Source organism: Phenylobacterium sp. (assembly GCF_031360265.1).
GTDB lineage: Bacteria > Pseudomonadota > Alphaproteobacteria > Caulobacterales > Caulobacteraceae > Phenylobacterium.
On the sequence record NZ_JANMBF010000050.1, the window covers coordinates 15,824 to 38,051 of the forward strand.

Annotated in this window: 22 protein-coding genes and 1 tRNA gene; 16 read left to right on the forward strand and 7 right to left on the reverse strand. The window is 67.8% G+C overall.

Annotation, left to right across the window (positions count from 1 at the left end; genetic code table 11):
- Positions 1-42: 42 nt before the first annotated feature.
- The 5 genes from RMN86_RS04385 (at position 43) to RMN86_RS04405 (ending at position 4,372) form a co-directional block, all read left to right on the forward strand.
- The gene (locus RMN86_RS04385; RefSeq protein ID WP_309604616.1) at positions 43-771 is read left to right on the forward strand and encodes an ATP12 family protein; all 729 of its coding nucleotides are present in this window, start codon (positions 43-45) and stop codon (positions 769-771) included.
- 237 nt (positions 772-1,008) lie between these two features.
- Positions 1,009-1,380, forward strand: coding sequence for a hypothetical protein (locus RMN86_RS04390; RefSeq protein WP_309604617.1), 372 nt, complete (start codon positions 1,009-1,011; stop codon positions 1,378-1,380).
- A 60-nt stretch (positions 1,381-1,440) separates the two neighbouring features.
- The gene (locus RMN86_RS04395) at positions 1,441-2,973 is read left to right on the forward strand and encodes an acyl-CoA carboxylase subunit beta (RefSeq protein WP_309604618.1); all 1,533 of its coding nucleotides are present in this window, start codon (positions 1,441-1,443) and stop codon (positions 2,971-2,973) included.
- Between the two features lie 4 nt (positions 2,974-2,977).
- A complete protein-coding gene (locus tag RMN86_RS04400; protein ID WP_309604619.1) occupies positions 2,978-3,799 on the forward strand; it encodes an aminoglycoside phosphotransferase family protein in 822 nt (273 codons plus the stop codon).
- Between the two features lie 51 nt (positions 3,800-3,850).
- Positions 3,851-4,372, forward strand: coding sequence for a hypothetical protein (locus RMN86_RS04405; RefSeq protein WP_309604620.1), 522 nt, complete (start codon positions 3,851-3,853; stop codon positions 4,370-4,372).
- On the opposite strand, the gene msrB is transcribed toward RMN86_RS04405, so the two are convergent.
- Positions 4,300-4,812 carry a peptide-methionine (R)-S-oxide reductase MsrB gene (gene msrB, locus RMN86_RS04410; protein ID WP_309604621.1) on the reverse strand — a complete coding sequence of 171 codons (513 nt, stop codon included), beginning with the start codon at positions 4,810-4,812 and terminating at the stop codon, positions 4,300-4,302. The genes RMN86_RS04405 and msrB overlap by 73 nt on opposite strands.
- Positions 4,813-4,866: 54 nt before the next feature.
- On the opposite strand from msrB, the gene RMN86_RS04415 reads away from it, so the two are divergent.
- Both RMN86_RS04415 and RMN86_RS04420 read left to right on the forward strand, forming a co-directional pair.
- A complete protein-coding gene (locus RMN86_RS04415) occupies positions 4,867-6,840 on the forward strand; it encodes an acetyl/propionyl/methylcrotonyl-CoA carboxylase subunit alpha (protein WP_309604622.1) in 1,974 nt (657 codons plus the stop codon).
- A 46-nt stretch (positions 6,841-6,886) separates the two neighbouring features.
- On the forward strand, positions 6,887-7,294 hold the full coding sequence (locus RMN86_RS04420) for a DUF805 domain-containing protein (RefSeq protein WP_309604623.1): 408 nt from the start codon (positions 6,887-6,889) through the stop codon (positions 7,292-7,294).
- Positions 7,295-7,301: 7 nt separating this feature from the next.
- Here the strand turns inward: RMN86_RS04420 and RMN86_RS04425 are convergent, their stop codons facing one another.
- The 3 genes from RMN86_RS04425 to lipB all read right to left on the reverse strand — a co-directional run bounded on the left by RMN86_RS04425 (position 7,302) and on the right by lipB (position 9,417).
- Positions 7,302-7,625, reverse strand: coding sequence for a hypothetical protein (locus RMN86_RS04425; protein ID WP_309604624.1), 324 nt, complete (start codon positions 7,623-7,625; stop codon positions 7,302-7,304).
- 82 nt (positions 7,626-7,707) lie between these two features.
- Complete coding sequence (locus tag RMN86_RS04430; protein ID WP_309604625.1) at positions 7,708-8,649, reverse strand: SPOR domain-containing protein; 942 nt, start codon at positions 8,647-8,649, stop codon at positions 7,708-7,710.
- Positions 8,650-8,691: 42 nt separating this feature from the next.
- Positions 8,692-9,417: a lipoyl(octanoyl) transferase LipB gene (gene lipB, locus RMN86_RS04435; RefSeq protein WP_309604626.1), complete on the reverse strand. Its 726-nt coding sequence runs from the start codon at positions 9,415-9,417 to the stop codon at positions 8,692-8,694.
- A 30-nt stretch (positions 9,418-9,447) separates the two neighbouring features.
- On the opposite strand from lipB, the gene RMN86_RS04440 reads away from it, so the two are divergent.
- From RMN86_RS04440 to RMN86_RS04460, 5 genes are all read left to right on the forward strand, one after another.
- Complete coding sequence (locus RMN86_RS04440) at positions 9,448-9,735, forward strand: FliM/FliN family flagellar motor switch protein (protein ID WP_309604627.1); 288 nt, start codon at positions 9,448-9,450, stop codon at positions 9,733-9,735.
- Positions 9,736-9,812: 77 nt separating this feature from the next.
- Positions 9,813-9,897, forward strand: a tRNA-Leu gene (locus tag RMN86_RS04445).
- A gap of 64 nt (positions 9,898-9,961) precedes the next feature.
- On the forward strand, positions 9,962-11,383 hold the full coding sequence (gene mgtE, locus RMN86_RS04450) for a magnesium transporter (protein ID WP_309604628.1): 1,422 nt from the start codon (positions 9,962-9,964) through the stop codon (positions 11,381-11,383).
- 85 nt (positions 11,384-11,468) lie between these two features.
- Entirely contained in the window at positions 11,469-12,632 is a 1,164-nt protein-coding gene (locus tag RMN86_RS04455) for a glycoside hydrolase family protein (protein WP_309604629.1), read from the forward strand.
- A gap of 162 nt (positions 12,633-12,794) precedes the next feature.
- The gene (locus tag RMN86_RS04460; RefSeq protein ID WP_309604630.1) at positions 12,795-13,961 is read left to right on the forward strand and encodes an isovaleryl-CoA dehydrogenase; all 1,167 of its coding nucleotides are present in this window, start codon (positions 12,795-12,797) and stop codon (positions 13,959-13,961) included.
- Between the two features lie 40 nt (positions 13,962-14,001).
- Here RMN86_RS04460 and RMN86_RS04465 read toward each other — a convergent pair whose 3' ends face one another.
- Complete coding sequence (locus tag RMN86_RS04465) at positions 14,002-16,191, reverse strand: penicillin acylase family protein (protein WP_309604631.1); 2,190 nt, start codon at positions 16,189-16,191, stop codon at positions 14,002-14,004.
- Between the two features lie 280 nt (positions 16,192-16,471).
- Positions 16,472-18,259, reverse strand: a complete 1,788-nt coding sequence (locus RMN86_RS04470) for a patatin-like phospholipase family protein (RefSeq protein WP_309604632.1) — start codon at positions 18,257-18,259, stop codon at positions 16,472-16,474.
- Positions 18,260-18,346: 87 nt separating this feature from the next.
- On the opposite strand from RMN86_RS04470, the gene RMN86_RS04475 reads away from it, so the two are divergent.
- The 3 genes from RMN86_RS04475 to RMN86_RS04485 all read left to right on the forward strand — a co-directional run bounded on the left by RMN86_RS04475 (position 18,347) and on the right by RMN86_RS04485 (position 20,123).
- Positions 18,347-18,754 (forward strand): DUF1489 domain-containing protein, encoded by a 408-nt coding sequence (locus RMN86_RS04475; protein WP_309604633.1) that lies wholly within the window; start codon positions 18,347-18,349, stop codon positions 18,752-18,754.
- A gap of 107 nt (positions 18,755-18,861) precedes the next feature.
- Positions 18,862-19,695, forward strand: a complete 834-nt coding sequence (locus RMN86_RS04480; protein WP_309604634.1) for a division plane positioning ATPase MipZ — start codon at positions 18,862-18,864, stop codon at positions 19,693-19,695.
- Between the two features lie 2 nt (positions 19,696-19,697).
- Entirely contained in the window at positions 19,698-20,123 is a 426-nt protein-coding gene (locus RMN86_RS04485; RefSeq protein ID WP_309604635.1) for a DnaJ domain-containing protein, read from the forward strand.
- Positions 20,124-20,139: 16 nt separating this feature from the next.
- Here RMN86_RS04485 and RMN86_RS04490 read toward each other — a convergent pair whose 3' ends face one another.
- A complete protein-coding gene (locus RMN86_RS04490) occupies positions 20,140-21,438 on the reverse strand; it encodes a D-alanyl-D-alanine carboxypeptidase family protein (protein ID WP_309604636.1) in 1,299 nt (432 codons plus the stop codon).
- A gap of 296 nt (positions 21,439-21,734) precedes the next feature.
- Between RMN86_RS04490 and RMN86_RS04495 the strand changes: the two genes are divergently transcribed.
- A complete protein-coding gene (locus tag RMN86_RS04495; RefSeq protein WP_309604637.1) occupies positions 21,735-22,169 on the forward strand; it encodes a TIGR01841 family phasin in 435 nt (144 codons plus the stop codon).
- Positions 22,170-22,228 lie beyond the last annotated feature (59 nt).

A 22,228-nucleotide genomic window follows, 5' to 3' on the forward strand; every position in this document is an offset into this window, starting at 1 on the left:
AAAGCGGCGCAACCTTGGCCGTTTCGTTTCGGGGGTGACGTATTGGCGCGAGGCTACCGCGAACCCGGGGAGAAGCCCCGACGGTTCTACAAGGCCGTGGAGGTGGTTGCGACGGACGCGGGCTTTGCCGTGCGCCTCGATGGCCGCGGGCTGCGCACGCCCAGGGCCGGCGACGTCGTGCTGCCGACCCGCGCCCTGGCCGACCAGGTCGCCGAAGAATGGGCCGGGCAGGGCGAGACGCTCGCGCTGGCGGCGATGCACGCCACGCGCCTGGCCAATACCGCGATCGACGCCATCCCGCAGGCGCGCGAGGCCACCGCCCAGGTGATCGCCGACTATGCCGCCTCCGATCTGGTCTGTTACTTCGCCACCGAGCCCGCCGGTCTTGTGGCCCGACAACAGGCCTACTGGGGTCCGCTTCTTGGACGCCTGGAGACCGAGGCAGGGCTGCGGTTCGTCCGCGGCGCCGGCATTGTCCATCAACCGCAGCCCGATGAGACCCTGGATCAGGTTAAGGCCCTGGCGCTCGCCCTCGACGATTTCGGCCTGGCCGGACTGGCCTTCGGCGCGGCGCTGTTTGGCTCGGCGGTGCTGGTGATCGCCCTGCAGCGTGGCTGGCTCGCGGGGGAGGACGCCTTCGCCCTCTCCCGCGTCGATGAGGTCTGGCAGGAAGACCAGTGGGGCGTCGACGCCGAGGCCGCCGAACGCACCGAGCGCCTTCGCGGCGAGGCGGCCATGCTGGCGCGATGGTTCCGGGGTCTCGCCCGCTAGTGTCCCGATTCCGAAGTTCGCGGGCGCCTGAGGCCGGTGCGGTCGAACTTCGGGATCGACGAGGACACTAGCAAGTGTTTGTTTTCTAGTGTGCTTCTTGAATCTGAAGTTCGCTCAGAGCCTGATCCCTCAAGAAGGCGAACTTCAGATCCAGCACTCTAGGATCGCGGCCCCGAACTTGCGCCGCCTGTTCCGAATCCTCGGCCGCTGTGCCGCAATGGAGCGGAGTCACAGACGATGGTCGCGCCGATCGCCCTCTATGGGTACCTGTCCCCGGTCTCCGGCGCGATTGCGCGCGCGGCGTTTCCAGTCGCCGAGGCCGCAGACCCTCGCGACCCGCAGCCGCGCGCGCCACGGCATTCGGCCTCCACCGTGGCCCTGGCTCCGGCCGCCATGGCGGCGCTGATCGAGGCTCAGGAGACCCTGTCGAACGGCGCTCCGGCGGCGGACCGTCAAACCGCCTGCGCCCACATCGACCGCCTGATCGACCGCCTGTCGGATGGCCGGATGCTGACGCCGCCTGCGGTGGGTGAGCGGCTCGCCACATTGCGCCGCCTGGAGACGGCTCGCGCGCAACTGGGCAACGCCATCGGCGGCATTCAGGCCTGAGCTTGCCACCCGCCCGGCCGCGCTCTACCCCTGGCCCCGCAGCAGGGGAGGCCGGGCCGCGTGAAGCAGATACTCGAAGAGCTTGAGAAGCGTCGCCAGGACGCCAAGCTGGGCGGCGGCGAGCGGCGGATCGCCAGCCAGCACGCCAAGGGCAAGCTGACCGCGCGCGAGCGGGTCGACCTGTTGCTGGACGAAGGGTCGTTCGAGGAGTTCGACATGTTCGTCGAGCACCGCGCCACCGACTTCGGCATGGCCGACCAGAAGATCCCCGGTGACGGCGTGATCACCGGCTGGGGCCGGATCAACGGGCGGGTCGTCTTCGTCTTCTCCAAGGATTTCACCGTGTTCGGTGGGTCTCTTTCGGGCGCGCACGCGCAAAAGATCCTCAAGGTGCAACGCCAGGCGATGAAGATGGGCGCGCCGATCATCGGCCTGTTCGACGCCGGCGGCGCGCGCATCCAGGAGGGGGTCGAGAGCCTCGCCGGCTATGCCGACATCTTTCTGGAAAACACCCTGGCCTCAGGCGTCATCCCGCAGATCAGCGTGATCATGGGGCCGTGCGCCGGGGGTGACGTCTATTCGCCGGCCATCACTGACTTCATCTTCATGGTGAAGGACACGAGCTATATGTACGTCACCGGCCCCGAGGTGGTGAAGACCGTCACCCACGAGGACGTCAGCCACGAGGACCTGGGCGGCTATCGCATCCACGCCATGAAGTCGGGCGTCGCCGACGGCGCCTTCGAGAACGACCTGGAGGCGCTGACCCAGGTGCGCCGGCTGGTGGATTTCCTGCCGGCCTCGAACCGCGAAAAGCCGCCGGTCCGGGAAAGCTTCGACGATCCCGCGCGCGACGAGGCCAGCCTCGACACCCTGGTCCCGGCCAATCCCAACAAGCCCTACGATATCAAGGAATTGATCAATAAAATTGTGGATGAGGCCGATTTTTTCGAGATCAGCCCTGACTTCGCCAAGAACATCGTCTGCGGCTTTGCGCGGATGGACGGCCAGCCGGTGGGCATCGTCGCCAACCAGCCGCAGGTGCTGGCGGGCGTCCTGGACATCGAGTCCAGCCGCAAGGCCGCCCGCTTCGTGCGCTTCTGCGACGCCTTCGAGTTCCCGCTGATCACCTTCGTCGACGTGCCGGGCTTCATGCCGGGCACCAAGCAGGAGCAGGGCGGCCTGATCCGCCATGGCGCCAAGCTGCTCTTCGCCTTCGCCGAGGCCACGGTGCCAAAGATCACCCTGATCACCCGCAAGGCCTATGGCGGGGCCTATGACGTGATGAGCTCCAAGCATCTGCGCGGCGACATCAACTACGCCTGGCCCACCGCCGAGATCGCGGTGATGGGCGCGAAGGGGGCGGTGGAGATCATCTTCCGCTCGGAAATCGGCGACCCGGACGCCATCGCGGCGCGCACCGCGGAGTACCAGGCCCGCTTCGCCAACCCCTTTGTTGCGGCGTCCCGCGGCTATATCGACGACGTGATCATGCCCCACGGCACGCGCCGGCGGATCGTCAAGGCGCTGAAGAACCTCAAGGGAAAGCAGCTCACCAACCCCTGGAAGAAACACGACAACATTCCGCTCTAAACCGATGAAAGATCTATCGATATTTTCCCGCTGGATCGAGCGTTGGAGCCTTACGCCGGACGGCGAGCCGTTTCAGACGCCCTACACCGGGAACTGGTTGATCCCGGTTCGGCGGGCTGGCGCGCCGGCGATCCTCAAACTCGCCACCTCGGATCACGAACGCGCAGGCGCTGCGCTCATGGCCTGGCTGGACGGCGACGGCGCGGCGCGCGTGCTGGCGCTGGAGGACGAGGCGCTGTTGCTGGAACGTCTGCCGGGGACACGCTCGCTGGTGGCCATGGCCCGCGACGGGGCCGACGACGAGGTGATGCGCATCCTCTGCGCGGTCGGCGATCGGCTGCACGCCCCTCGCGCCGCGCCGCCGCCAGCGAGCCTCATGCCGCTGCGCAGCTGGTTCCGCGCCCTGGCGCCCGCCGCGGCGATCCACGGCGGCGTCCTGAGCGCCGCGCTCGCGGTGGCTGAAGAACTGCTGGATGATCCGCGCGACGTCTGCCTCCTGCACGGCGATCTGCATCACCAGAACGTCGTGGACGGTGGCGAGCGTGGGTGGCTGATCATTGATCCCAAGGGGCTGCTTGGCGAGCGCGCCTACGAATACGCCACCACGATTTGCAACCCGGATGAGGAGATGGCGCTGCGTCCGGGGCGGCTGGCGCGCCAGGCCGAGGTTATCGCAAAGGCGGCGCGGCTTGACCGCGAGCGGCTGTTGCGCTGGACTCTCGCCCATGCCGGCGTCTCGGCCGCCTGGTGTATGGCCGACGGCTTCGACCCCGCTCCCGCCCTACGGGTCGCCGAGCTTGCGCAGTCACTGACTGCCTCGGCGTAGGCGGCCGCCATCGCCTCGCGCGGGCCACAACAGCCCGGTAGTGTCGCTCGCATGCCTTCACATCACCTGCCCATCGACCTTCCCCTTGAGCTCGCCGTGTCCGGCGCCATGTGGGTGGCGACCGTGATCATCCACCTGGCCGGCCTGATGACCCTCTTGAAACTGGGCCGGCTGCACCTGACCCACGGGCGCACACCCTGGCTGGCGCTGGACCGCATCCTTGTGCCGATCCTCTTCGCGCTCAGCCTCTTCGCCCTGCACAGCCTGGAGGTGCTGGCCTATGCGGTGCTGTTCAAGGGCGTGGCGGCCACCCAGACTTGGGAACAGGCGATCTACTATTCGACATCCGCCTATTCGACGGCCGGTGTCGGCGGCCAGACCTTCGCCAATCGGTGGCGGGTCACCGGCGGGCTGGAGTCACTGAACGGCATGTTGCTGATCGGCTGGTCGACGGCGTTCCTGTTCCAGAATCTGCATCGCATCCTCACCAACGAGGACGATCACCCGTTGCCGGCGGGCGCCATCGCCAAGGCTTCTCCGCGGCCCAGCCGATCGGGCAGGGGCGCGCCATAGGGCGTGAATTCCAAGGACACCGAATTGATGCAGTAGCGCAGGCGGGTCGGCGGCGGTCCGTCGGGGAAGACGTGGCCCTGGTGGCTGCCGCAGCGCGCGCAGGTCGTCTCGATCCTGACCATGCCGTAGGACACATCCTTGATCGCGATGATGTGCGCTTCGTCGACGGGCGCCCAGAACGACGGCCATCCGGTGCCACTCTCGAACTTGGTCTTGTGTTCGAACAGCGGCAGGCCGCAGAGCCGGCAGCCATAGACCCCGGCGTCCTTCTGATCGAGCAGGCCGCCGCAGAACGGCGCCTCAGTGCCATGGTGCAGCAGAACCTCGGCCTCCTCGCGGGTCAGCGACGCCTCGAGGCGCTTGCGTTCCTCTGGGGTAGGCGCGGTGAGGTCGAAACCGGATGGGGAGGTGCGGGGCGGGGAGACTGCTGGCGTGCTCATGCCCACCAATCTAAGGTCGCAACCCTCACTTCGAAAGCCTTGAGTACCGACGGAATGTTCTCAAAGATCCTGATCGCCAACCGCGGAGAGATCGCGGTCCGCATCATCAAGACCTGTCGCCGGATGGGGATCGCCACCGTGGTGGTCTATTCCGAGGCTGACGCCGATTCCATGGCCGTCGAGATGGCCGATGAAACCGTGTTCATTGGTTCGGCCCCCGCCGCCCAGTCCTATCTGGTGGCCGACAAGATCATTGCCGCGGCCCGCGAGACCGGCGCGCAGGCGATCCATCCGGGATTCGGCTTCCTGTCGGAGAACGCCGGCTTCGCCAAGCTTTGCGCCGAGGAGAAGATCGTCTTCATCGGCCCCAACCCGCACGCCATCGAGGCGATGGGCGACAAGATCGAAAGCAAGAAATTCGCCACCAAGGCCGGCGTCTCGGTGGTGCCGGGCCACATCGGCGAGATCGACGACACGGCGCACGCCATCAAGATCTCGGAGTCCATCGGCTATCCGGTGATGATCAAGGCCTCGGCCGGCGGCGGCGGCAAGGGCATCCGCGTCGCCTGGAACACGCAGGACGTCGAGGAGGGCTTTCCGGCGGTCAAGGCCGAGGCCGGGTCGAGCTTCGGCGACGACCGGATCTTCATCGAGAAATTCATCGAGAGCCCTCGCCACATCGAGATCCAGGTGCTGGGCGACAAACACGGCCACGTGGTCCACCTGTTTGAACGCGAATGCTCGATCCAGCGGCGCAACCAGAAGGTCATCGAGGAAGCGCCGAGCCCGCTGCTCGACGAGACGACCCGCGCGGCCATGGGCGCCCAGGCCGTGGCCCTGGCCCAGGCGGTCCAGTACGACTCAGCCGGCACCGTCGAGTTCGTGGCCGGGCAGGACAAGAGCTTCTTCTTCCTGGAGATGAACACCCGCCTCCAGGTGGAACACCCGGTCACCGAGCTGATCACCGGCCTGGACCTCGTCGAACAGATGATCCGTTCCGCCTACGGCGAGAAACTGCCGTTTGCCCAGAAAGACCTGAAGATCGACGGCTGGGCCATGGAGAGCCGGATCTACGCTGAGGACCCCTACCGCGGCTTCCTGCCGTCCATCGGCCGCCTGGTGCGCTACGACCCGCCTCATGAGGGCGATGTCGCCGGTGGAAAGGTGCGCAACGACGCCGGGGTGCGCGAGGGCGATGAGATCTCGATGTTCTACGACCCGATGATTTCCAAGCTGTCGACCTGGGCGCCGACCCGCGAGGGGGCCATCGACGTCATGGCGCGCGCGTTGGAGGACTTCCATATCGAGGGCCTTGGCCAGAACATCCCGTTCCTGGCGGCGGTGATGGATCAGCCCAGGTTCCGATCGGGTCAGCTTTCCACCAACTACATCAAGGACGAGTTCCCCGAGGGCTTCCAGGGCCTGACGCCAACGCTGGAGCAACGCGACCTGATCGCCGCCGTGGCGCTGTCCATGCACCGCGCGCTGCTGGCCCGCGCCGCGCCCGACCAGCTGCGCCAGGACTGGATCGTCGTGGTCGGCCACGAGAAGCGCGAGGTCCACGTCTCCGGCAACGGCGGCGGCCTGATCATCGAGAGTGAGGGACGCAAGTTACGCCTGGAGGATATCCGCTGGCGTCCTGGCCAGCCGAGCTTCCGCGCCAGCCTCGACGGCAGGCCCTTCACCGCCGTGGTGAAACCGGCGGCCGAGGGCTTCGTGATCCGCCACCGGGCGACGACGCTGCACGTCCTGGTGCTGACGCCGCGCACCGCCGAGTTGCATGAAAAGCTGCCGCCCAAGGTGGCCGCCGACACGTCGAAGATGGTGCTCTCGCCCATGCCCGGACTGGTGGTCACGCTCGACGTCACAATCGGCCAGCAGATCCGCGCCGGGGAGGCCGTGGCGGTGATCGAGGCGATGAAGATGCAGAACATCATTCGCGCCGAGCGCGACGGAGTGGTCAGCGCCGTCAACGCGGCCGCCGGCGACAGCGTGGCCGCCGACGAGGTGCTGGTGGAGTTCACGTGAGACGCGCGGAGCCACCTTGCGCCGCTGAACAGGACTTGGCCTCCCCGTGAACGGCCAGATCGACTGGAGCGCGCTGTTCTTCTCAGCCGGGGGGCGAACCCCCCGAGCTTGGTCACTGATCGCGGCTGCGATCCTGTTGGCGATCGCCGCGCTTTATGAGGCGATCGTGCCGACAGCGGTGCACTGGCTGACCGGCTGGTTCGTCTATCCCGCGCTGATCTATTGCGGCGTCTGTGTCCTTTCCAAGCGCTTGCACGACCGTGGCCGCTCGGGGTGGCTGGCGGCGCCGATCCTCGTCGCGACGGTCGCCGTCTGGCCGCAACCTGACAGCTTCTTCGATTTTGCCTTCAGTCTGATCCTGATCTGGGCGGCTGTGGAGCTGGGCGCCATGCCGGGCGAACAGGGGAGCAACCGCTACGGCCCCAACCCGCTGCGACCGCCGCTGGCCGTCTGACAGGGGCCTAGCCGATGTGGTGGCGCGGATCGACGTCGCCGCCCAGCAGAGGTTGCCACGGAGGCTCGCCTTGCGCGCCATCGGGCCGTGGCCAGCGCTTGCCGAAGGCTTGCAGCTGGCGATCCAGATCGCGCAATCGGTCCAGGTTCGCGTCACGGTGCTCCGGCGGCAGGGCGTCGTGGTACTCGGCGATCTGACCGAGCAACTTGGCGAACCATCGATCCTCGACCGTCTCGGGCGCGTGCGGCTCGTCCAGCAGCCGCGCGACCTCGCTCAGGGCGTGTTGAAAGTCACCTTCGTTACTTAGGGAAGATCGATCAGCTGTGGCCATCGCTTGGCTCCAACACGCACGCCCCTTACATCAACGGTTCAGCTTGGCGATTGTTCCAGCGGCAAACCCGCGAAGGGCGCCCTCAGCGGCGAACGAAGCAGGCCTGACCGCCAGCCTTCAATCGCTCGCAAAGGGCGATTGCCTCTCCGGTCGAAGCGAAGCCCGTGATCAACGCCCGATGCACCGTTCGGCCATCCACCTGAGCGATGGCCACATTGCCGGCGCGCCCCCGCAGGTCCTCAGGGAACCGGCGCTGCACGCGCGCCAGCAGGCCCTTGGCGTCCGCAGGATCGGGCGAGGCGCCAACCTGCACGGCCACCAGACTTGATCCCGATTGCGGGGCGGGTCCCGAAATCGCCTGCGCCGGCCGAGCCGCCGTCCTTGCCGCCTTCGTGGGTTGCGGGTCGGCCCCCGCCGGGTTCGCGGAGGCCACGATCACCTGGCGCGGGCCTGGCTTGGCCGGCTCAGGCGCCTTGGCGACGATCCGGCCGGGCAGCAGCGGGCGGCGAAAGTCACGGTCACAAAGGCCGCGCACCACCGTATCGATCGGAGCGCCGGGGGTCGGCGAGATGAAATCGGTGTCGGCGGGGCGCACTGGTCGTCCATCCTTGGCCAGGTCGCGGCGCGGATAGCCGGTCATGGCGCCCAGCTTCACCTTGCGCGCCTCGCAGTCCACCTGCACCGGGACCGACCATGAAACGATGCCCTGGGCGCCTTCGATACCGGGGTCCAGGGACTCCGAGCTGACCGTGGCCAGAAATCCGCGCGGTTCGCCGATCGGGGTCGACGCGGTGACCGCTGTGACCGCCGAGACCCCGACATCGACCACTTGCGATGGCGACAGCGGCGTGTCGGATCGGATCCAGGCGGTCACATCGGCCATCGAGCGCGACGGCGGATAGCTGACCGGCGCGGTCTGCGCGATCGCCGCGAAGGCTGTCGTCAGGGTGGCGATGACCGCAAGGGTCGCCAGGGTGCGCACAGGCAGGGCGCGCGAACGCAGGGAGTCGGGATCGCCAATCATGCCCTGTTAAACCACCGACTCACCGGCTCCGTGAAGCCCCGGTCAGGCTGGCGGGTCGGTGGGTGTCGCCGGGCCGAACATCTTCCGGAAGCTGGCCAGCAGGGCCGCGTCGGCTTCGTCGAGGGATACGGGCTCCCCAAGGTCCGCCAGGCTGGTGACGCCGTACTCGGTGACGCCGCACGGCACAATGCCGCTGAAATGATCCAGATCGGGCGCCACATTCAGCGAAACGCCGTGAAACGAGACCCAACGGCGCAGCTTCACGCCGATGGCGGCGATCTTGTCCTCGCGCGGCGCCGCCCCCGGCCTGCGGTGCTCCACCCAGACCCCGACTCGGCCCTCACGGACCTGGCCATCGACGTTGAAGCGTCCCAGAGCGTCGATCAGCCAGGCCTCCAGGGCGGCCACGAAGGCCCGCACATCCTTGCGCCGCCGGGTCAGGTCCAACATCACATAGACCACGCGCTGGCCGGGCCCGTGATAGGTGAACTGTCCGCCGCGGCCACTGGCGAACACCGGGAAGCGGTCGGTGTCCAGCAGGTCGCAGGGTCGCGCCGAGACCCCGGCGGTATAGAGCGGCGGATGCTCCAGAAGCCAGATCAGCTCGCTGGCCCTACCCTCGGCGATGGCCGCCACCCGGGCCTCCATGGCGGCGACGGCCTCGAGATAGCTGACCGGCGCGGCTGAACGCGCCCAGCCCGCCGCAGCGCCATCGTCACGCCCGAAAAGGGGCCTCGCGCCCTCGGTATTTAACGCCCGGTCAAGCATGTTGCTTTCAATGTGGGGCCTGGGCTTGCCATGCGCAAAGCCCGCTTAGGGCAAGGGCGTGTATCGGTGAGTCAGGTCAAGGCGGTCAACGTCGAGATTCAGGTGGTGCTGGGGCGCTCGACGCTGCCCATGCAGCAGCTATTGCGCATGGGCCGGGGCGCGGTCATCCCCCTCGACACGGCGATCCATGACGAGGTCTGGATCCTGGCCAACAATCACCCGATCGCGCGCGGAGAAATCCAGATCAACGACGAGAAAATCTCCATCGCCGTGACCCGCGAGGCCAACGTCTACGACTTCCTGGCCGGCGGCCAATAGCTCAGCTTTGCCGGCGGTCGATTTCGCCGCCCTTCACAAAGCCGCCGGCGTTTGCTACCCCCCGCGGCTCACCACGAGCGGTCGTGGCGGAATTGGTAGACGCGCAGCGTTGAGGTCGCTGTGGGGCAACCCGTGGAAGTTCGAGTCTTCTCGACCGCACCAGTGAAACCCGGTCCTAGAATCCCTCAGGAAAACACCTACCGACACAGATCCAGGGAGGTCCGCCATGAGCCGCGAAATGGACGACCTGGAACTGCGCGAACGCCCTGAGATCGAGGAAGACCTGGAAGACCTCGCGCTTGGCGAGGATTATTCGCTAAACCCCGACTACGTGCCGATGGTGGTCGACGCGCTCGACCGCGGCGACGCGGATCGGCTGCGCGAACTTCTGGGCGCCCTGCACCCGGCCGATATCGCCGACCTGATGGGGTTCCTGTCGGCTGACGACCGAGAGGAACTGGTTCCCCACCTCGACCCCGAGGCGCTGGCCGACATCCTGTCGGAGCTGGACACCGAGATCCGCGAGGACGTGCTGGAACACGTGCCGTCGGCGATCCTCGCCAAGGCGCTGGGCGAGATGGATTCCGACGACGCCGCCGACGTCGTCGACGACCTGGAAGCCGACAAGCGCGCCCAGGTGATGGCCGCCCTGCCCGAGACCGAGCGGGCCGCCATCGAGACCACCCTGGCCTATGAGGACGAGACCGCCGGGCGGCTGATGCAGCGCGAGGTGGTGGCGGCGCCGCAGTTCTGGACCGTCGGCCAGACCATCGACCACCTGCGTCGCGAGAGCGAGGAGCTGCCGGAACTGTTCTTCGACGTCTATGTCGTCGACCCGGCCTACAAGCCCGTGGGCGCGGCGCCGGTCAGCCACCTGCTGCGCGCGCAACGCGATACGCCCCTGGCGGCGATCATGGAGCAGATCACCGAGATCCCGGTCGATATGGACCAGGAGGAGGTGGCCTACATTTTCGACAAGTATCACCTGATCTCCGCCCCGGTGATCGATCCGGGCGGGCGGCTGGTGGGCCAGATCACCGTCGATGACATCGTTGGGGTCATCCAGGAGGAGACTGAGGAAGACATCCTGGCGCTGGCCGGGGTTTCCGACGCCGGTCGCGACGCCAGCTTTCTCGGCGTGGTGCGTTCTCGCCTCCCCTGGCTGCTGATCAATCTGGTGACCGAGGCCATCGCCGTAACGGTGATTGCGCCGTTTCAGCCGATGATCGCCAAGATCGTGGCCCTGGTGCTGTTGATGCCGATCGTGTCGTCGGTGGGCGGCAACGCTGGCACCCAGGCCCTGACCGTGGCCGTGCGCGCGATCGCCAGCAAGGAGCTGAATGCGGCGAACGCGGCCCGCATCATTCTGCGCGAGCTGAGTGTCGGGCTGCTCAACGGAACCGCGGTCGGTCTGATCCTCGGCTTCGGCCTATACCTCTGGCAGCATGACCTGAAGCTCTCGCTCGTCGTGCTCCTGGCGATTGTCGCCAACCTGTTCGTGGCAGCCCTGGGCGGCATCCTGGCGCCGATCATCCTCGATCGGCTGGGGCGCGATCCTGCCGTGTCGTCGTCAGTGGTCGTCACCTTCATGACCGACTTCTTCGGATTCCTGGCGCTTCTCGGCATCGCGGCGCTTATCCTGTTGTAAAGAGACGCTGGGGGAGGCTGCCGGCCCAGGACTTGCTGGTCTGCGCCGGCGCCGCCGCGCATTGCGTCAAACTGGGTCAGAGGGCATGCAGCCTCGCCATCGTGTGTCCAGGGCCGGGATCGAGCTGATCAAGCGGTTCGAGGGCTATCGCCGTCAGGCCGCCCTGCTTCCCGACGGGCGCTGGACCCTGGGGCACGGCCACACGCTGTCGGCCCGGAAAGGGGCGCAGGTCTCGCCGGACGATGCCGAGGCGCTGCTGCGCTACGACCTCATCGCCATCGCCCACGCCGTGAACGCGACGGTCTACGCCCCGCTGACCCAGAACCAGTTCGACGCCCTGGCGTCGTTCGCCTTCAATCTCGGCCTGGAGAATTTCAGCGGCTCGAGTGTGCTGAAACGGCTCAACGAAGGCTCCCCGATCCAGGCCGCCAGCGCCATGGAGCTGTGGCGCAAGGCCGAGGTGGCGGGAGAGCGGATCGTCATCGACGCCCTGGTTCGCCGCCGCTCGGCGGAGCGAGCCCTGTTCCTGACCCCCGAAGGCGGCGCCTGGACGCCCGCGCCGTCGCCGATCCTGCGGCCGCTGCTGGACACCGACGCCCGCGAGATTGTTCCGCGCCAGACCCCGGCGGACGTCATCACCTCGATGACCGGCGAAGCCGTCGAGGTGCGTCGCTCCCCCGGGCCCGCGACGATCGCCGCCGAGGCCGTGACAGCGCGCCTGTCGACTCTCTTTCAGGACCCGAACCCGGAACCGTTGTCCAAGCCATCGCCGTTCGAGGACGAGGTGCCGTTCTTCCTGCGGACGCCGGAGCCGGAGGGGCCGCCGGAAATCGACCCCGATCCCGTGGACGCCGACGAGCCCGCGGGCGATCCGCAAGGCGCCGATCTGTTCGATCTGGCTCCCGGGCTGGACGCCGTCGATGCGGCGGCGGACGGCGGGATCCTGTCCGTCATCGATGACATGGCCCCGCAGCCGTTCGCGCCCCCGCGCGTCCGGCCGTTGCCCGAATCCCCGCAGGGCGGAGCGTTCATCCTGGTCGTCCTGGCCGCCCTGGGTCTGGCGTTCTTTGGCGGTGGCGTGTTCTGGGCGACCCAGGCGCGGCCGATGCCGCAGACCGCCTGGCTCGATCCCCAGGTGGTGGGCTGGATCGCGGGTGTCACCGGGGCGCTGTTCTTCGCCGCGGCGGCGTTTTTCCTGCTCGAGCGGCTGGGGCAGGCCTCGGAGCGGGCGGCGCGCAACCGGCCCTAGGAGCCCTTCCCCAGGTTGGCTCAACCGGAGTTGGAAGCGCTCCAGATAGAAGCGACGACCCTGTTTTACCCCGGCTGATTTGAGTCAAGTCAGCCGGGACGGGGTCTAGGCTGGACCACCCGACCCTCGCGACAGGGTGTGGCGCGTGCTAAGTCGCGCATCATGATCGTCAATTCCGGACCCTCCCTGGATTTCGGCCTCGGCGAGACCGCCGACGCCATCCGCGAAACCACAGCCCGCTTCGCCGCCGACAAGATCGCGCCCCTGGCCGCGAAAATCGATGCGGACAACCTGTTTCCCAGGGAGCTCTGGCCGCAGATGGGCGAACTGGGCCTGCACGGCGTCACGGTGGAGGAGGCCTATGGCGGCCTGGGCCTGGGCTATCTTGAGCATGTGGTGGCGATGGAGGAGGTGTCCCGCGCCTCCGCCTCTGTCGGCCTGTCCTATGGCGCTCACTCCAACCTCTGCGTGAACCAGATCCGCCGTTGGGGCTCCGACGCGCAGAAGCGTCGCTACCTTCCGCGCCTGATCAGCGGTGAGCATGTGGGGAGCCTGGCCATGAGCGAAGCCGGCAGCGGCTCCGATGTGGTCTCCATGCGGCTTGCGGCCCGCCGACAGGGCGGCCGCTACGTGCTCAACGGAACCAAGTTCTGGATCACCAATGCCCCGCACGCCGACACCCTGGTGGTCTATGCCAAGACCGATCCCGATGCAGCGGGTAAAGGCATCACCGCCTTCCTGATCGAAAAGGGGATGAAGGGGTTCAGTGTTTCCAACAAGCTCGACAAGATGGGTATGCGCGGCTCTGACACCGCCGAGCTGGTGTTCGAGGACTGCGAGGTTCCGGACGAAAACATCATGGGCCCCGAAAACGGCGGGGTCGGCGTGCTGATGAGCGGACTGGACTATGAGCGCGCGGTCCTAGCCGCCGGGCCGCTGGGCATCATGCAGGCCTGCCTCGACGTGGTCCTGCCCTATGTGCGCGAGCGCAAGCAGTTCGGAAAGCCTATCGGCTCATTCCAGCTGATGCAGGGCAAGATCGCCGACATGTACGTCGCCCTCAACTCGGCGCGGGCCTACGTCTATGCGGTCGCCAAGGCCTGCGACGCCGGCATGACCACGCGCTTCGACGCGGCAGGCGCGATCCTGATGGCCAGCGAGAACGCGGTGCGCGTGTCGCTCGAGGCCGTCCAGGCGCTGGGCGGGGCCGGCTACACCAAGGATTTCCCCGTGGAACGCCTGGTCCGCGACGCCAAGCTCTACGACATCGGCGCTGGCACCAACGAGATCCGCCGGTTCCTCATCGGGCGCGAACTGATCGGCGGCTGAAGACGCTCTTCTTCCTGGCGGCGTTGCGCCTCCGGGCCGTCTATTGCCCCGGTCTGTAGCGCCGCTCGGTGTGACCGATCAGCTGGTCCGGATAGAAATAGACCTCGCGCAGGTCGCCCGCGGCATATCTTGCGGCCTGATCGTTGAAGTGTTTCGAGGCCGGATCGCCACTCTCGCCGCCGGCTGTGACCGCGCGGGCGTGGACCCGGTCGCTGAACTCCACCACCGCCACGAAGCTGTTGCCGCTGGAGCCGTAGTATTTCTTCGTGCCCGGATAGCGTTTCGCCCCGAACGAGGCGAGCGAGCCCCACTGGGCCGAGGCGAAGGGCACGGCCAGGCTCGGGCCGGCGTCGTCGAAACGCTGGACGATGGCGTCGTTGATCCGCTGGAACCTGTTGATTCGACCCCACGCGGTCTTCCAGGTCCCGAAGTCATGGGTCAGCCGGTCGACGGCCGCGTCCAGGGCCGCCAGTTTCTGGGCCGGGGTCGAACGGTCCGCCATCTCGTCATAGACGCCGACGCCCGCCGCCTTGGCGTCGGCCGCCACGCGCGCCCATAGCGCCTCGCCCCAGAACACCGCCAGCGAGGTCGGCACGGAGGCCGCGCTCCAGCGGTCGTCCCAGGCCGCAAGCGCGGCGATCGGCTCGCGCAGCCTGGCCTTCAGGGGATCGCCCTCCGCAGCGGCGTCGTAGGCGGTGACCAGCCCTGGGATCATCCGGGCGAAGGCCGGCAGAAAGGGGTCATAGGCGGTCTCGATCAGGGTTGGCAGCGTGAAGTCCCGGCGCGTGCCGAGGACGCGGATGGCATGGGCTGTGCGGGGATTTTCGCCCGCCTGGTCCATATAGCGGGGGTAGTCGGCCTTCTTCGGGCTGTCGGCGCCGGCGGCCCACCAGGGGGCGTCATTGCTGTTGTAGACCCAGCCGCCAGTCGGATTCAGCACGTGAGGCGTCTGGGCGAAGCCGTCGATCCCCTTCCAGTCTGTGGCCGGATCCGACCCATCCACGGGCTTTGTGTAGTCGAACCGGTTGTCGCGCCGGGGCATGAACTGCGGCAGCAGCAGCGCTGTCTCGCCCTTGTCGTCAGCAAAGAGAGTGTTGTTCGACGAGTTGGCGGCGCGCGCGGCGACCTTCAGGAACGAGGCCAGATCGGTGGTCTTGGTGCGCCCGAACGACTGTTCCAGGGCCGCGATCGGTCGGTTCATCAGGGCGATGGCGATCCACCTGCCGTCCGCCGCGCGCACGATCGGCCCGTGGTGCGTGCGGAAAACGGTGAAGCGTCGCGCCGCCATCCCGCCACCGGCGAGACGATAAGGCACGGTGATCGTCGAAATCGTCACTGGACGCTGTTCCGCGCCGTAGCGGTAGAAGACCTTGCCCGCCTTGCGCACGATGGTCTCGGCGAACTCATCGACCGTGTCGGCGCCGGAGGTGGTGTGCATCCAGCCGGCGTGGGCGTTGAACCCCTGGTAGATGAACAGCTGGCCCCAGGTCGCCGCGCCATAGGCGTTCAGGCCTTCGTCGCTGGTCACCTGCAGCTCCGAGCGGAAGAAGAATGAGGTGTGCGGGTTGATCAGCAGCAGGGCATGGCCGTCCCGGGTGATCCCTGGACCGATGGCCATGCCGTTGGAGCCCGAGGGCTCGCGGAACGCCAGACCCGAATCGTCGGCTAGGGCGGCGACCTGCTTGCGACCATAGAAAGCCTCAAGTTCCGGTAGCGAGACCTTCTCGATGTCGCCGCCGATGCTGCCTTCGGTAAAGCTCAGCGCCATCCAGGGTTCGAAATGCCGGATCACCCGAGGCGTAACCTTCGGATGGGTCGCCAGGTAGTAGTTGAGGCCGTCCGCCCAGCCGGTCATCAAGGCTCTAAGGTAAGCCGGGCTTTGGGCATATTTCGCCTTCAGGTCCGCCGGATCGATGAACAGCTTCTGGCGCAGGTCCTGCCAGATCGCGGCCTCGCCCTCAGCCTCGGCGGTGCGGCCCAGCGCGGTCGTGTAGTTGGTCTCGACCCGGTTGAAGTCGTCTTCGGCCTGGGCGTAGATCATCCCGAAGACGGCCAGGGCGTCGGTCCTGCCGTGCACGTGGGCGATGCCCCAGTCGTCCCGGACGATGGAGACCTGCGCGGCCTGGGCCTTGAGGCGGCCCAGCTCATGGCTGCGGCTGGCGGTGGCGGGGGAGGCGAGGGCGCAGAACAGCCCGGCGGCGATCAGTAGGGCGAGATGGATCCTTGGCATGGCCGGAGCCTCGCCGCCGCGACCCTGGAATGCAAGCCGCCGAAATGCGAAAGGCCGCCCCATGTCTGGGACGGCCTTTCCATAGTCGGACCGCAGAGCGGTACGCGACCCTATGCCAGAGCTAGGCCTAGGCGCGGACCCCGCAAGCGGAGGTCCAGGTCACGGTCACCGGGCTACGGCTTTCACTATGAGACACTGGATCACCTCCTTTCAGTTGCTGAGCAAGGACCCTGAATATGGGATGGTTTGGCCTATCGCGCAAATGCCCCGATGCGGTGGCTCAGCGGCCCGCCGCGGCCAGCGCCTTGGCTTCCTGCTGCTCGGCCAGGCTGGCGCGGCGGCGCAGCGCCTGAACCGGGATGTCGAGCTTGTCCAGCGCCGCGATGGTCGCGCGATAGCCAACGTCGGCGGCCATGGCGTAGGCGGTGAAGTCGCGGATCTCCACCTTGGCCATGTCGGGCAGGATCAACAGGTCCGTGGCCTCCCGCGCGGCGGCCAGATCGCGCGAGGTCGATACGGTGGCCGCGCGCATCAACAGCGAGACGATCGGCGGGCCCTTGCGCCACTGACCCGACCAGATCCAGCGCCAGACCGACGCCGGCCGCGCCACGTCATCGGCGGTGATGCTGCGGCCGGTGGTCACGTCCACGCCGACGATGGGCCCCAGCTGCGACATCCGCATCACGTCGGCGGGGAAGTTCTTCATCACGGCGCCGTCGACCAGCACGTTGTTGTGGTCCGTGGCGGGGGGCAGGATCCCGGGCAGGGAAATGGTCGCCCGCAGCGCCTTTCGCAGCAGGCCGCGGCGATGCATCTGGTAGGCCCCGGTGGTCAGGTTCGACGACAGGCAGAAGAATGGCAGCCACAGGTCGGCGATATGCACCTCGCCGAAGTGATGATGCAGGCGATCGTTGACCTTCAGCCCGTGGGTCATCGCCAGCAGCGGCAGCGCGATGTCATCCAGCGGGCTGGTGGTGACGAAGGCCTCGTGCAGCCGGCGTTCCATCTCGGCGTCGCTCCAGCCCATGGCGACCCCGGCGGCGATCACCCCGCCCATGGAGACACCGCCGACGAAATCGATCGGCACACCGCGCTCGCGCAAAGCCTTGACGGCGCCGGCGTGGGCATAGGCGCGCGCGCCGCCGCCTGAGAGCACCAGGCCGACGGACTGGCCGGTCAGGACGCGGGCGATCCGCTGCACGTCGGGCACATAGTCGCGTCGCACATGAAACAGCCGCGCCGGCTGGGCCACATCGAGCCAGGCCTCCGAGCCTTCGGGCCGATGGCGATCCAGGGGGTGCAGCAGGATCAGGTCCACCAGCTGCTGGGCCTGCAGCGGCGAAGGGACCAGTTGGGCGGCCTCCGGCTTTGGCGGCTTGCGGTCGCCGCGGCCGACGCGGAAAAGCCGATCGACCTGGCGGGCCACCACCTGGCGCCAGCCCAGGTCGCCGACCTCGGCCAGATAGAGCACGAAGTCGTGGCTGCGCTCGACGTCGGAGAACCATTCGGTGGGCGCGCTCTGGGCCTCGACGCCGATACAGGTCACCGAATAGCCCAGCCGGCCGATCTCGCCGGCGATCCGCTCGATCAGCGGCCGCAACGCGCCCGACTGGCCAAGCGGCACGAACCCGAACACCGACGGCTCGCCGACTCCGCCCCGCGTGACGGCCTGCCGGCTGCGCAGCATCATCAGCTTGGCGAGCTCGATCATCACCGCGGTGTCGGCCTCGCAGGCCTCGAAGAAGGTCTGGCGCGGAACGGCGATGATTTCCGAATCGCGCAGAGCGACGACGTCGGCCGAGTGCGGGGCGTTGGCGATCAGCGACATCTCGCCCGCGGGCTCGCCCGGTCGAATCACACCCAGGAACTGCACCTCGTGGCCCGGCTCGCGGCGAAATGCGCCCAGCCGGCCGGCGCGCAGAAAATAGAGCTGGTCGGACCGGTCTCCGGCGGAAAACAAGGTCTGTCCGCCCGGCAGTGAGAACCACGCGGCGTCCTCCTGCACCCGCTCCTGGGTGAACAGTCGCGCCAGCGCCGACTCATTGGGAATTTCAGGCAGACGACCCACGGGCAGGAGCCTAGCCCGCGCGAAGAGTCGCGGCTATGGCCTCGCCGCGCCCTGTTCAAACCGCCGCCCACGCCCTAAGCCGGCGCCATGACGCTGCATATGATCAAGCTCTGCGTCGGCGCGGCGAGCGTCGAGGATCTGCTGGCCTGGCAGCGCGCCCACGAGGCCGGCGGTCCCTGGGTGATGCGCACCCGGCAGACACCCAAGCGCGCCGACGAGCTGGTGGCGGGCGGCTCGCTCTACCGGGTGTTCAAGGGGGTGATCCTCTGCCGCCAGGCGATCCTGGCGGTGGACACCGTCGGCGCGGGACCCGCCGCGCGCTGCGAGGTGACGCTGGACCCGACGCCGGTGCGTGTGGCGCCGACCCCGCGCCGCGCCTTCCAGGGCTGGCGCTATCTTGAGCCCGCGGACGCGCCGGAGGACCTTTCGGCCGAAGGGTTCGGCGACATGCCCCAGGCGTTGGCCCGCCGGTTGCGCGAAGCCGGCGCCTGGTAGGGTTCATCCACAGGGTTGCGCCGCGCCACGCGTTGACGCGCCTTCGCCTCAGGCGCTCCGTAGAAGCCATGTGAGTCGGCCGGCGCCGGCCCGAAGGAGCTTTTGACATGCCGCAGGCCAGCGTCATCGTGGTCGGCAACGAGAAGGGCGGGGCGGGCAAGTCCACCATCGCTATCCATACCGCCACCGCGCTGCTTCACGCCGACGCCAAGGTCGCGGTGCTGGATCTCGATCTGCGCCAGCAGTCGACCTCGCACTTCTTCGCCAACCGCCGCGCGTGGCTGGCGGCCAATGGGGTGTCGGCGCCCATGCCCATCGAGCATCCGCTGAGCGCCGATGGCGCGGCCCTGGCGAGGGCCACCGACGAGGAGGCGATGGCGCGGTTCCAGGAGGCGTTCGACGATGTGAGCGAGCGCGCCGACTTCGTGCTCATCGACACCCCCGGCAGCGACACCGCGATCAGCCGGGCCGCCCACGGCCTGGCCGACCTGATCGTCACCCCGATGAACGACAGCTTCGTCGACTTCGACATGTTGGGGGTGGTCGATCCGGTGACCCTGGAGCTGAAACGCCACAGCCTCTACTCCGAGACCGTCTGGAACAGCCGCAAGGCCCGCGCGGTCAAGGATCGCAAACAGATCGACTGGGTGGTGCTGAGAAACCGCCTGGCTCCCACCGAGGCGCGCAACCGCAAACGGCTGGACGAGCGGGTCGAGACGCTTTCGCGCAAGGTCGGATTCCGCATCGGGCCGGGCCTGCGCGACCGGGTGATCTATCGCGAGCTGTTCCCGTTCGGCCTGACGGTGGCGGACCTCTCGCCGACCATCCGCCCGGTGGCGATGTCGCTGCAGCACGTCGCCGCGCGCCAGGAGCTGCGCGCCCTGATGACCGCGCTCGGCCTCTCGGGCTTCTCCGACGGCGAGCAGATCGCCGCGGAGTAGGCATGATCTACCTGGCCATCGGCGCGGCCCTGCTGTGGTTCCTGATCGGCGTCGGCCGGGGCCAGCGGATCTTCAAGCGTCGGGAATGGCGGCTGCTCTCAGGCGCCTTCGCGCTCGCCGCCTTCGCGGGCGCGGCCTATGTCGGTCTGCGCGGCGGCTGGGAGATTTCCATCGTCCTGGTGGTGATGGGTCTGTGGCTGTTGACCACGGCCAGGATCAACGCGCCGTCCGGGTCTGCGCCGCTGTCGTCCGGCGCGATGAGCCAGGACGAGGCCCGCTCGATACTCGGCGTGGCCGTCGATGCGACCCCCCAGGACATCCGGGCCGCCTACACGCGCCTGATGCGTCTGGCGCACCCCGACAAGGGCGGCACCACGGGCCTGGCCGCACAGCTTAATGCGGCGCGGGACCGGTTGCTGGGGCGATAGCTCAGCTCGGGTCGGCTCAGGTCGGGTCGATGACCATGCAGGCCAGCCGCTTGGCCTTCAGCGCGCGGCAGGCGCCCTTGGCGTCGGTCTCGCTCAGGCCGGTGAACACCGCCTTGTATTTACGGCCTTCCTTGTCGGCCGCACCGCGGGCGCCGTCGAGGCGATCAGAGAATTTCTTCTCGACGAGAACGATCTGGCGCCGCGCGTCGGTCTTGGAACGGAACTCGCCCACCTGCACTGCCCATTTGGCCTTCGCGGCCTTGGCGGCGTCGCGTCCGCGGCGCGGCTGCACGATCTCGAGCTTCCGGCCGCGGGGGGGCGGGGCGGAGGTCAGCACGATCTTCAGGCCATCCTGGTCGCCGTCGCCCTGCTCGGTCGGTGGCCGGACCACCGCGCCGCTCAGTTCGGTCGGTTCGAACAGGTTCTGGGCCACGACGATCTTCTCGCCCATGGCGCGGCGCTGCATCACGTTGAAGCCGGTGAGCAGCAGGTCCTCGGCGTTCTGGTCGCGTTGCGCCGTCGTCGGCCCGCCCATGACCACGGCGATCAGCCGGCGGTTGTCGCGCACGGCGGAGACAGCCAGGTTGAACCCCGAGGCGTTGGTGAAACCGGTCTTCAGGCCGTCCACACCGGGCATGCGGCCCAGCAGATGGTTGTGGTTGGTCAGGGTCTGGCCGCGGAAGCGAAATTCCTGGAGGCTGAACAGCTTGTAGTACTGCGGGTAGTCGCGCATCACCGCGCGCGACAGGATGGCGATGTCGCGGGCCGAGGTGAGCTGGCGGCTGTCGGGCAGGCCGGACGCATTGGCGAAATGGCTGTTCTGCATGCCCAGTTCCTGGGCGCGCAGGGTCATCAGGGCGGCGAAGCGACTCTCAGTGCCGCCGATCTTCTCGGCCATGGCAACGGCCATGTCGTTGGCCGACTTGGTGGCCATGCCCTCCATGGCCTCGGTGACGCTGACGCTCTCGCCGGCGCGGACGCCCAGCTTGGTCGGCGCCTGGGCCGCCGCGTGCGGCGAGACCAGGACCCGGTCGTCGGGATGCAGCTTGCCCGCGGCCAGCGCCTCGAAGGTCAGATACAGAGTCATGATCTTGGTGATCGACGCCGGATAGCGCGGGCTGTCGGCGTGTTTGGCGTAGAGGATCTCGCCCGATTTCGCATCCACTACGATCGCGGCGTACTTGGTCTGCGACGCGGCCAGCAGGTTCTGGAAGTAGGGGATCTGCGCGCCGGCCGGGGTGGCGACGGCGCTGAGCGCGGTGGTGGCGGCCAGACCTAACGCTAGGAACAGGCGGCGGGCGTGCGTGGCGGTCATGCTTCGTCCGTCGAGTCACAGGTTTGAGCGAACCACCGGCGCGCCCGTGCATCTGCCTACCATGACAGCCAGACCCTTGCCCGAAGGTAAACAGGAGTTGAACGGCGAAATTGTCGCGCCCCTCCTGACGCGGGTCTTGAAGGCGTTGGAATCCGGGATTGTTGCACTGCACAAAACCTGTTGACTGCCGCACTGCAACATGAGACATGGGGCCTGCGTTTACCGGGCAATCGCCCCCGAGTCCGAACAGTTTGCATCGCGGCGCCCGCCGCACCCCACCTCGCAAGGAGCTACCCATGGCCGCCGCCGACACCGTCAAGACCACCGTCGATCAGATCACCGCCGCCTCCAACGTCGCCTTCAAGGACGGCGTGGAAAAGACCCTGGCCGCACTGAACGACGCCAATGCTCATTCCAAGAAGAACCTGGAAGCCGTCGTCGCTTCCGTGACCGCCGCCACCAAGGGCGCTGAAGCCCTCGGCGCGCAGGCGATGGCCTATTCCAAGGGCGCCTTCGAAACCCAGGTCGCCGCCGCCAAGTCGCTGACCTCGGCCAAGAGCGTGCAGGAAGTCGTCGAGCTGCAGACCTCTTTCGCCAAGTCGGCGCTGGAAACCTACATCGCCGAGGTGAGCCGCATGTCCGAGGCCGTCTCCGCTTCGGTGAAGGACAGCATGAAGCCGCTGAACGAGCGGATGACCGCCATGGTCGAGCGCCTGCAGGCCGCCCGCTAAGTATCTATCCCGCGTACGGCCTTGCGGCCGATGGGCGTCAGGGCCCGGAGCAGCGATGC

Coding starts and splice junctions, on each gene's coding strand:
- RMN86_RS04485 (WP_309604635.1), top strand. CDS start 19,698: ATGATCTACCTGGCCATCGGCGCGGCCCTGCTGTGGTTCCTGATCGGC.
- RMN86_RS04425 (WP_309604624.1), bottom strand. CDS start 7,625: ATGGCCACAGCTGATCGATCTTCCCTAAGTAACGAAGGTGACTTTCAA.
- RMN86_RS04490 (WP_309604636.1), bottom strand. CDS start 21,438: ATGACCGCCACGCACGCCCGCCGCCTGTTCCTAGCGTTAGGTCTGGCC.
- RMN86_RS04390 (WP_309604617.1), top strand. CDS start 1,009: ATGGTCGCGCCGATCGCCCTCTATGGGTACCTGTCCCCGGTCTCCGGC.
- RMN86_RS04480 (WP_309604634.1), top strand. CDS start 18,862: ATGCCGCAGGCCAGCGTCATCGTGGTCGGCAACGAGAAGGGCGGGGCG.
- RMN86_RS04430 (WP_309604625.1), bottom strand. CDS start 8,649: ATGATTGGCGATCCCGACTCCCTGCGTTCGCGCGCCCTGCCTGTGCGC.
- RMN86_RS04440 (WP_309604627.1), top strand. CDS start 9,448: ATGCGCAAAGCCCGCTTAGGGCAAGGGCGTGTATCGGTGAGTCAGGTC.
- RMN86_RS04400 (WP_309604619.1), top strand. CDS start 2,978: ATGAAAGATCTATCGATATTTTCCCGCTGGATCGAGCGTTGGAGCCTT.
- RMN86_RS04455 (WP_309604629.1), top strand. CDS start 11,469: ATGCAGCCTCGCCATCGTGTGTCCAGGGCCGGGATCGAGCTGATCAAG.
- mgtE (WP_309604628.1), top strand. CDS start 9,962: ATGAGCCGCGAAATGGACGACCTGGAACTGCGCGAACGCCCTGAGATC.
- RMN86_RS04465 (WP_309604631.1), bottom strand. CDS start 16,191: ATGCCAAGGATCCATCTCGCCCTACTGATCGCCGCCGGGCTGTTCTGC.
- RMN86_RS04415 (WP_309604622.1), top strand. CDS start 4,867: ATGTTCTCAAAGATCCTGATCGCCAACCGCGGAGAGATCGCGGTCCGC.
- RMN86_RS04405 (WP_309604620.1), top strand. CDS start 3,851: ATGCCTTCACATCACCTGCCCATCGACCTTCCCCTTGAGCTCGCCGTG.
- lipB (WP_309604626.1), bottom strand. CDS start 9,417: ATGCTTGACCGGGCGTTAAATACCGAGGGCGCGAGGCCCCTTTTCGGG.
- RMN86_RS04495 (WP_309604637.1), top strand. CDS start 21,735: ATGGCCGCCGCCGACACCGTCAAGACCACCGTCGATCAGATCACCGCC.
- RMN86_RS04475 (WP_309604633.1), top strand. CDS start 18,347: ATGACGCTGCATATGATCAAGCTCTGCGTCGGCGCGGCGAGCGTCGAG.
- RMN86_RS04460 (WP_309604630.1), top strand. CDS start 12,795: ATGATCGTCAATTCCGGACCCTCCCTGGATTTCGGCCTCGGCGAGACC.
- msrB (WP_309604621.1), bottom strand. CDS start 4,812: ATGAGCACGCCAGCAGTCTCCCCGCCCCGCACCTCCCCATCCGGTTTC.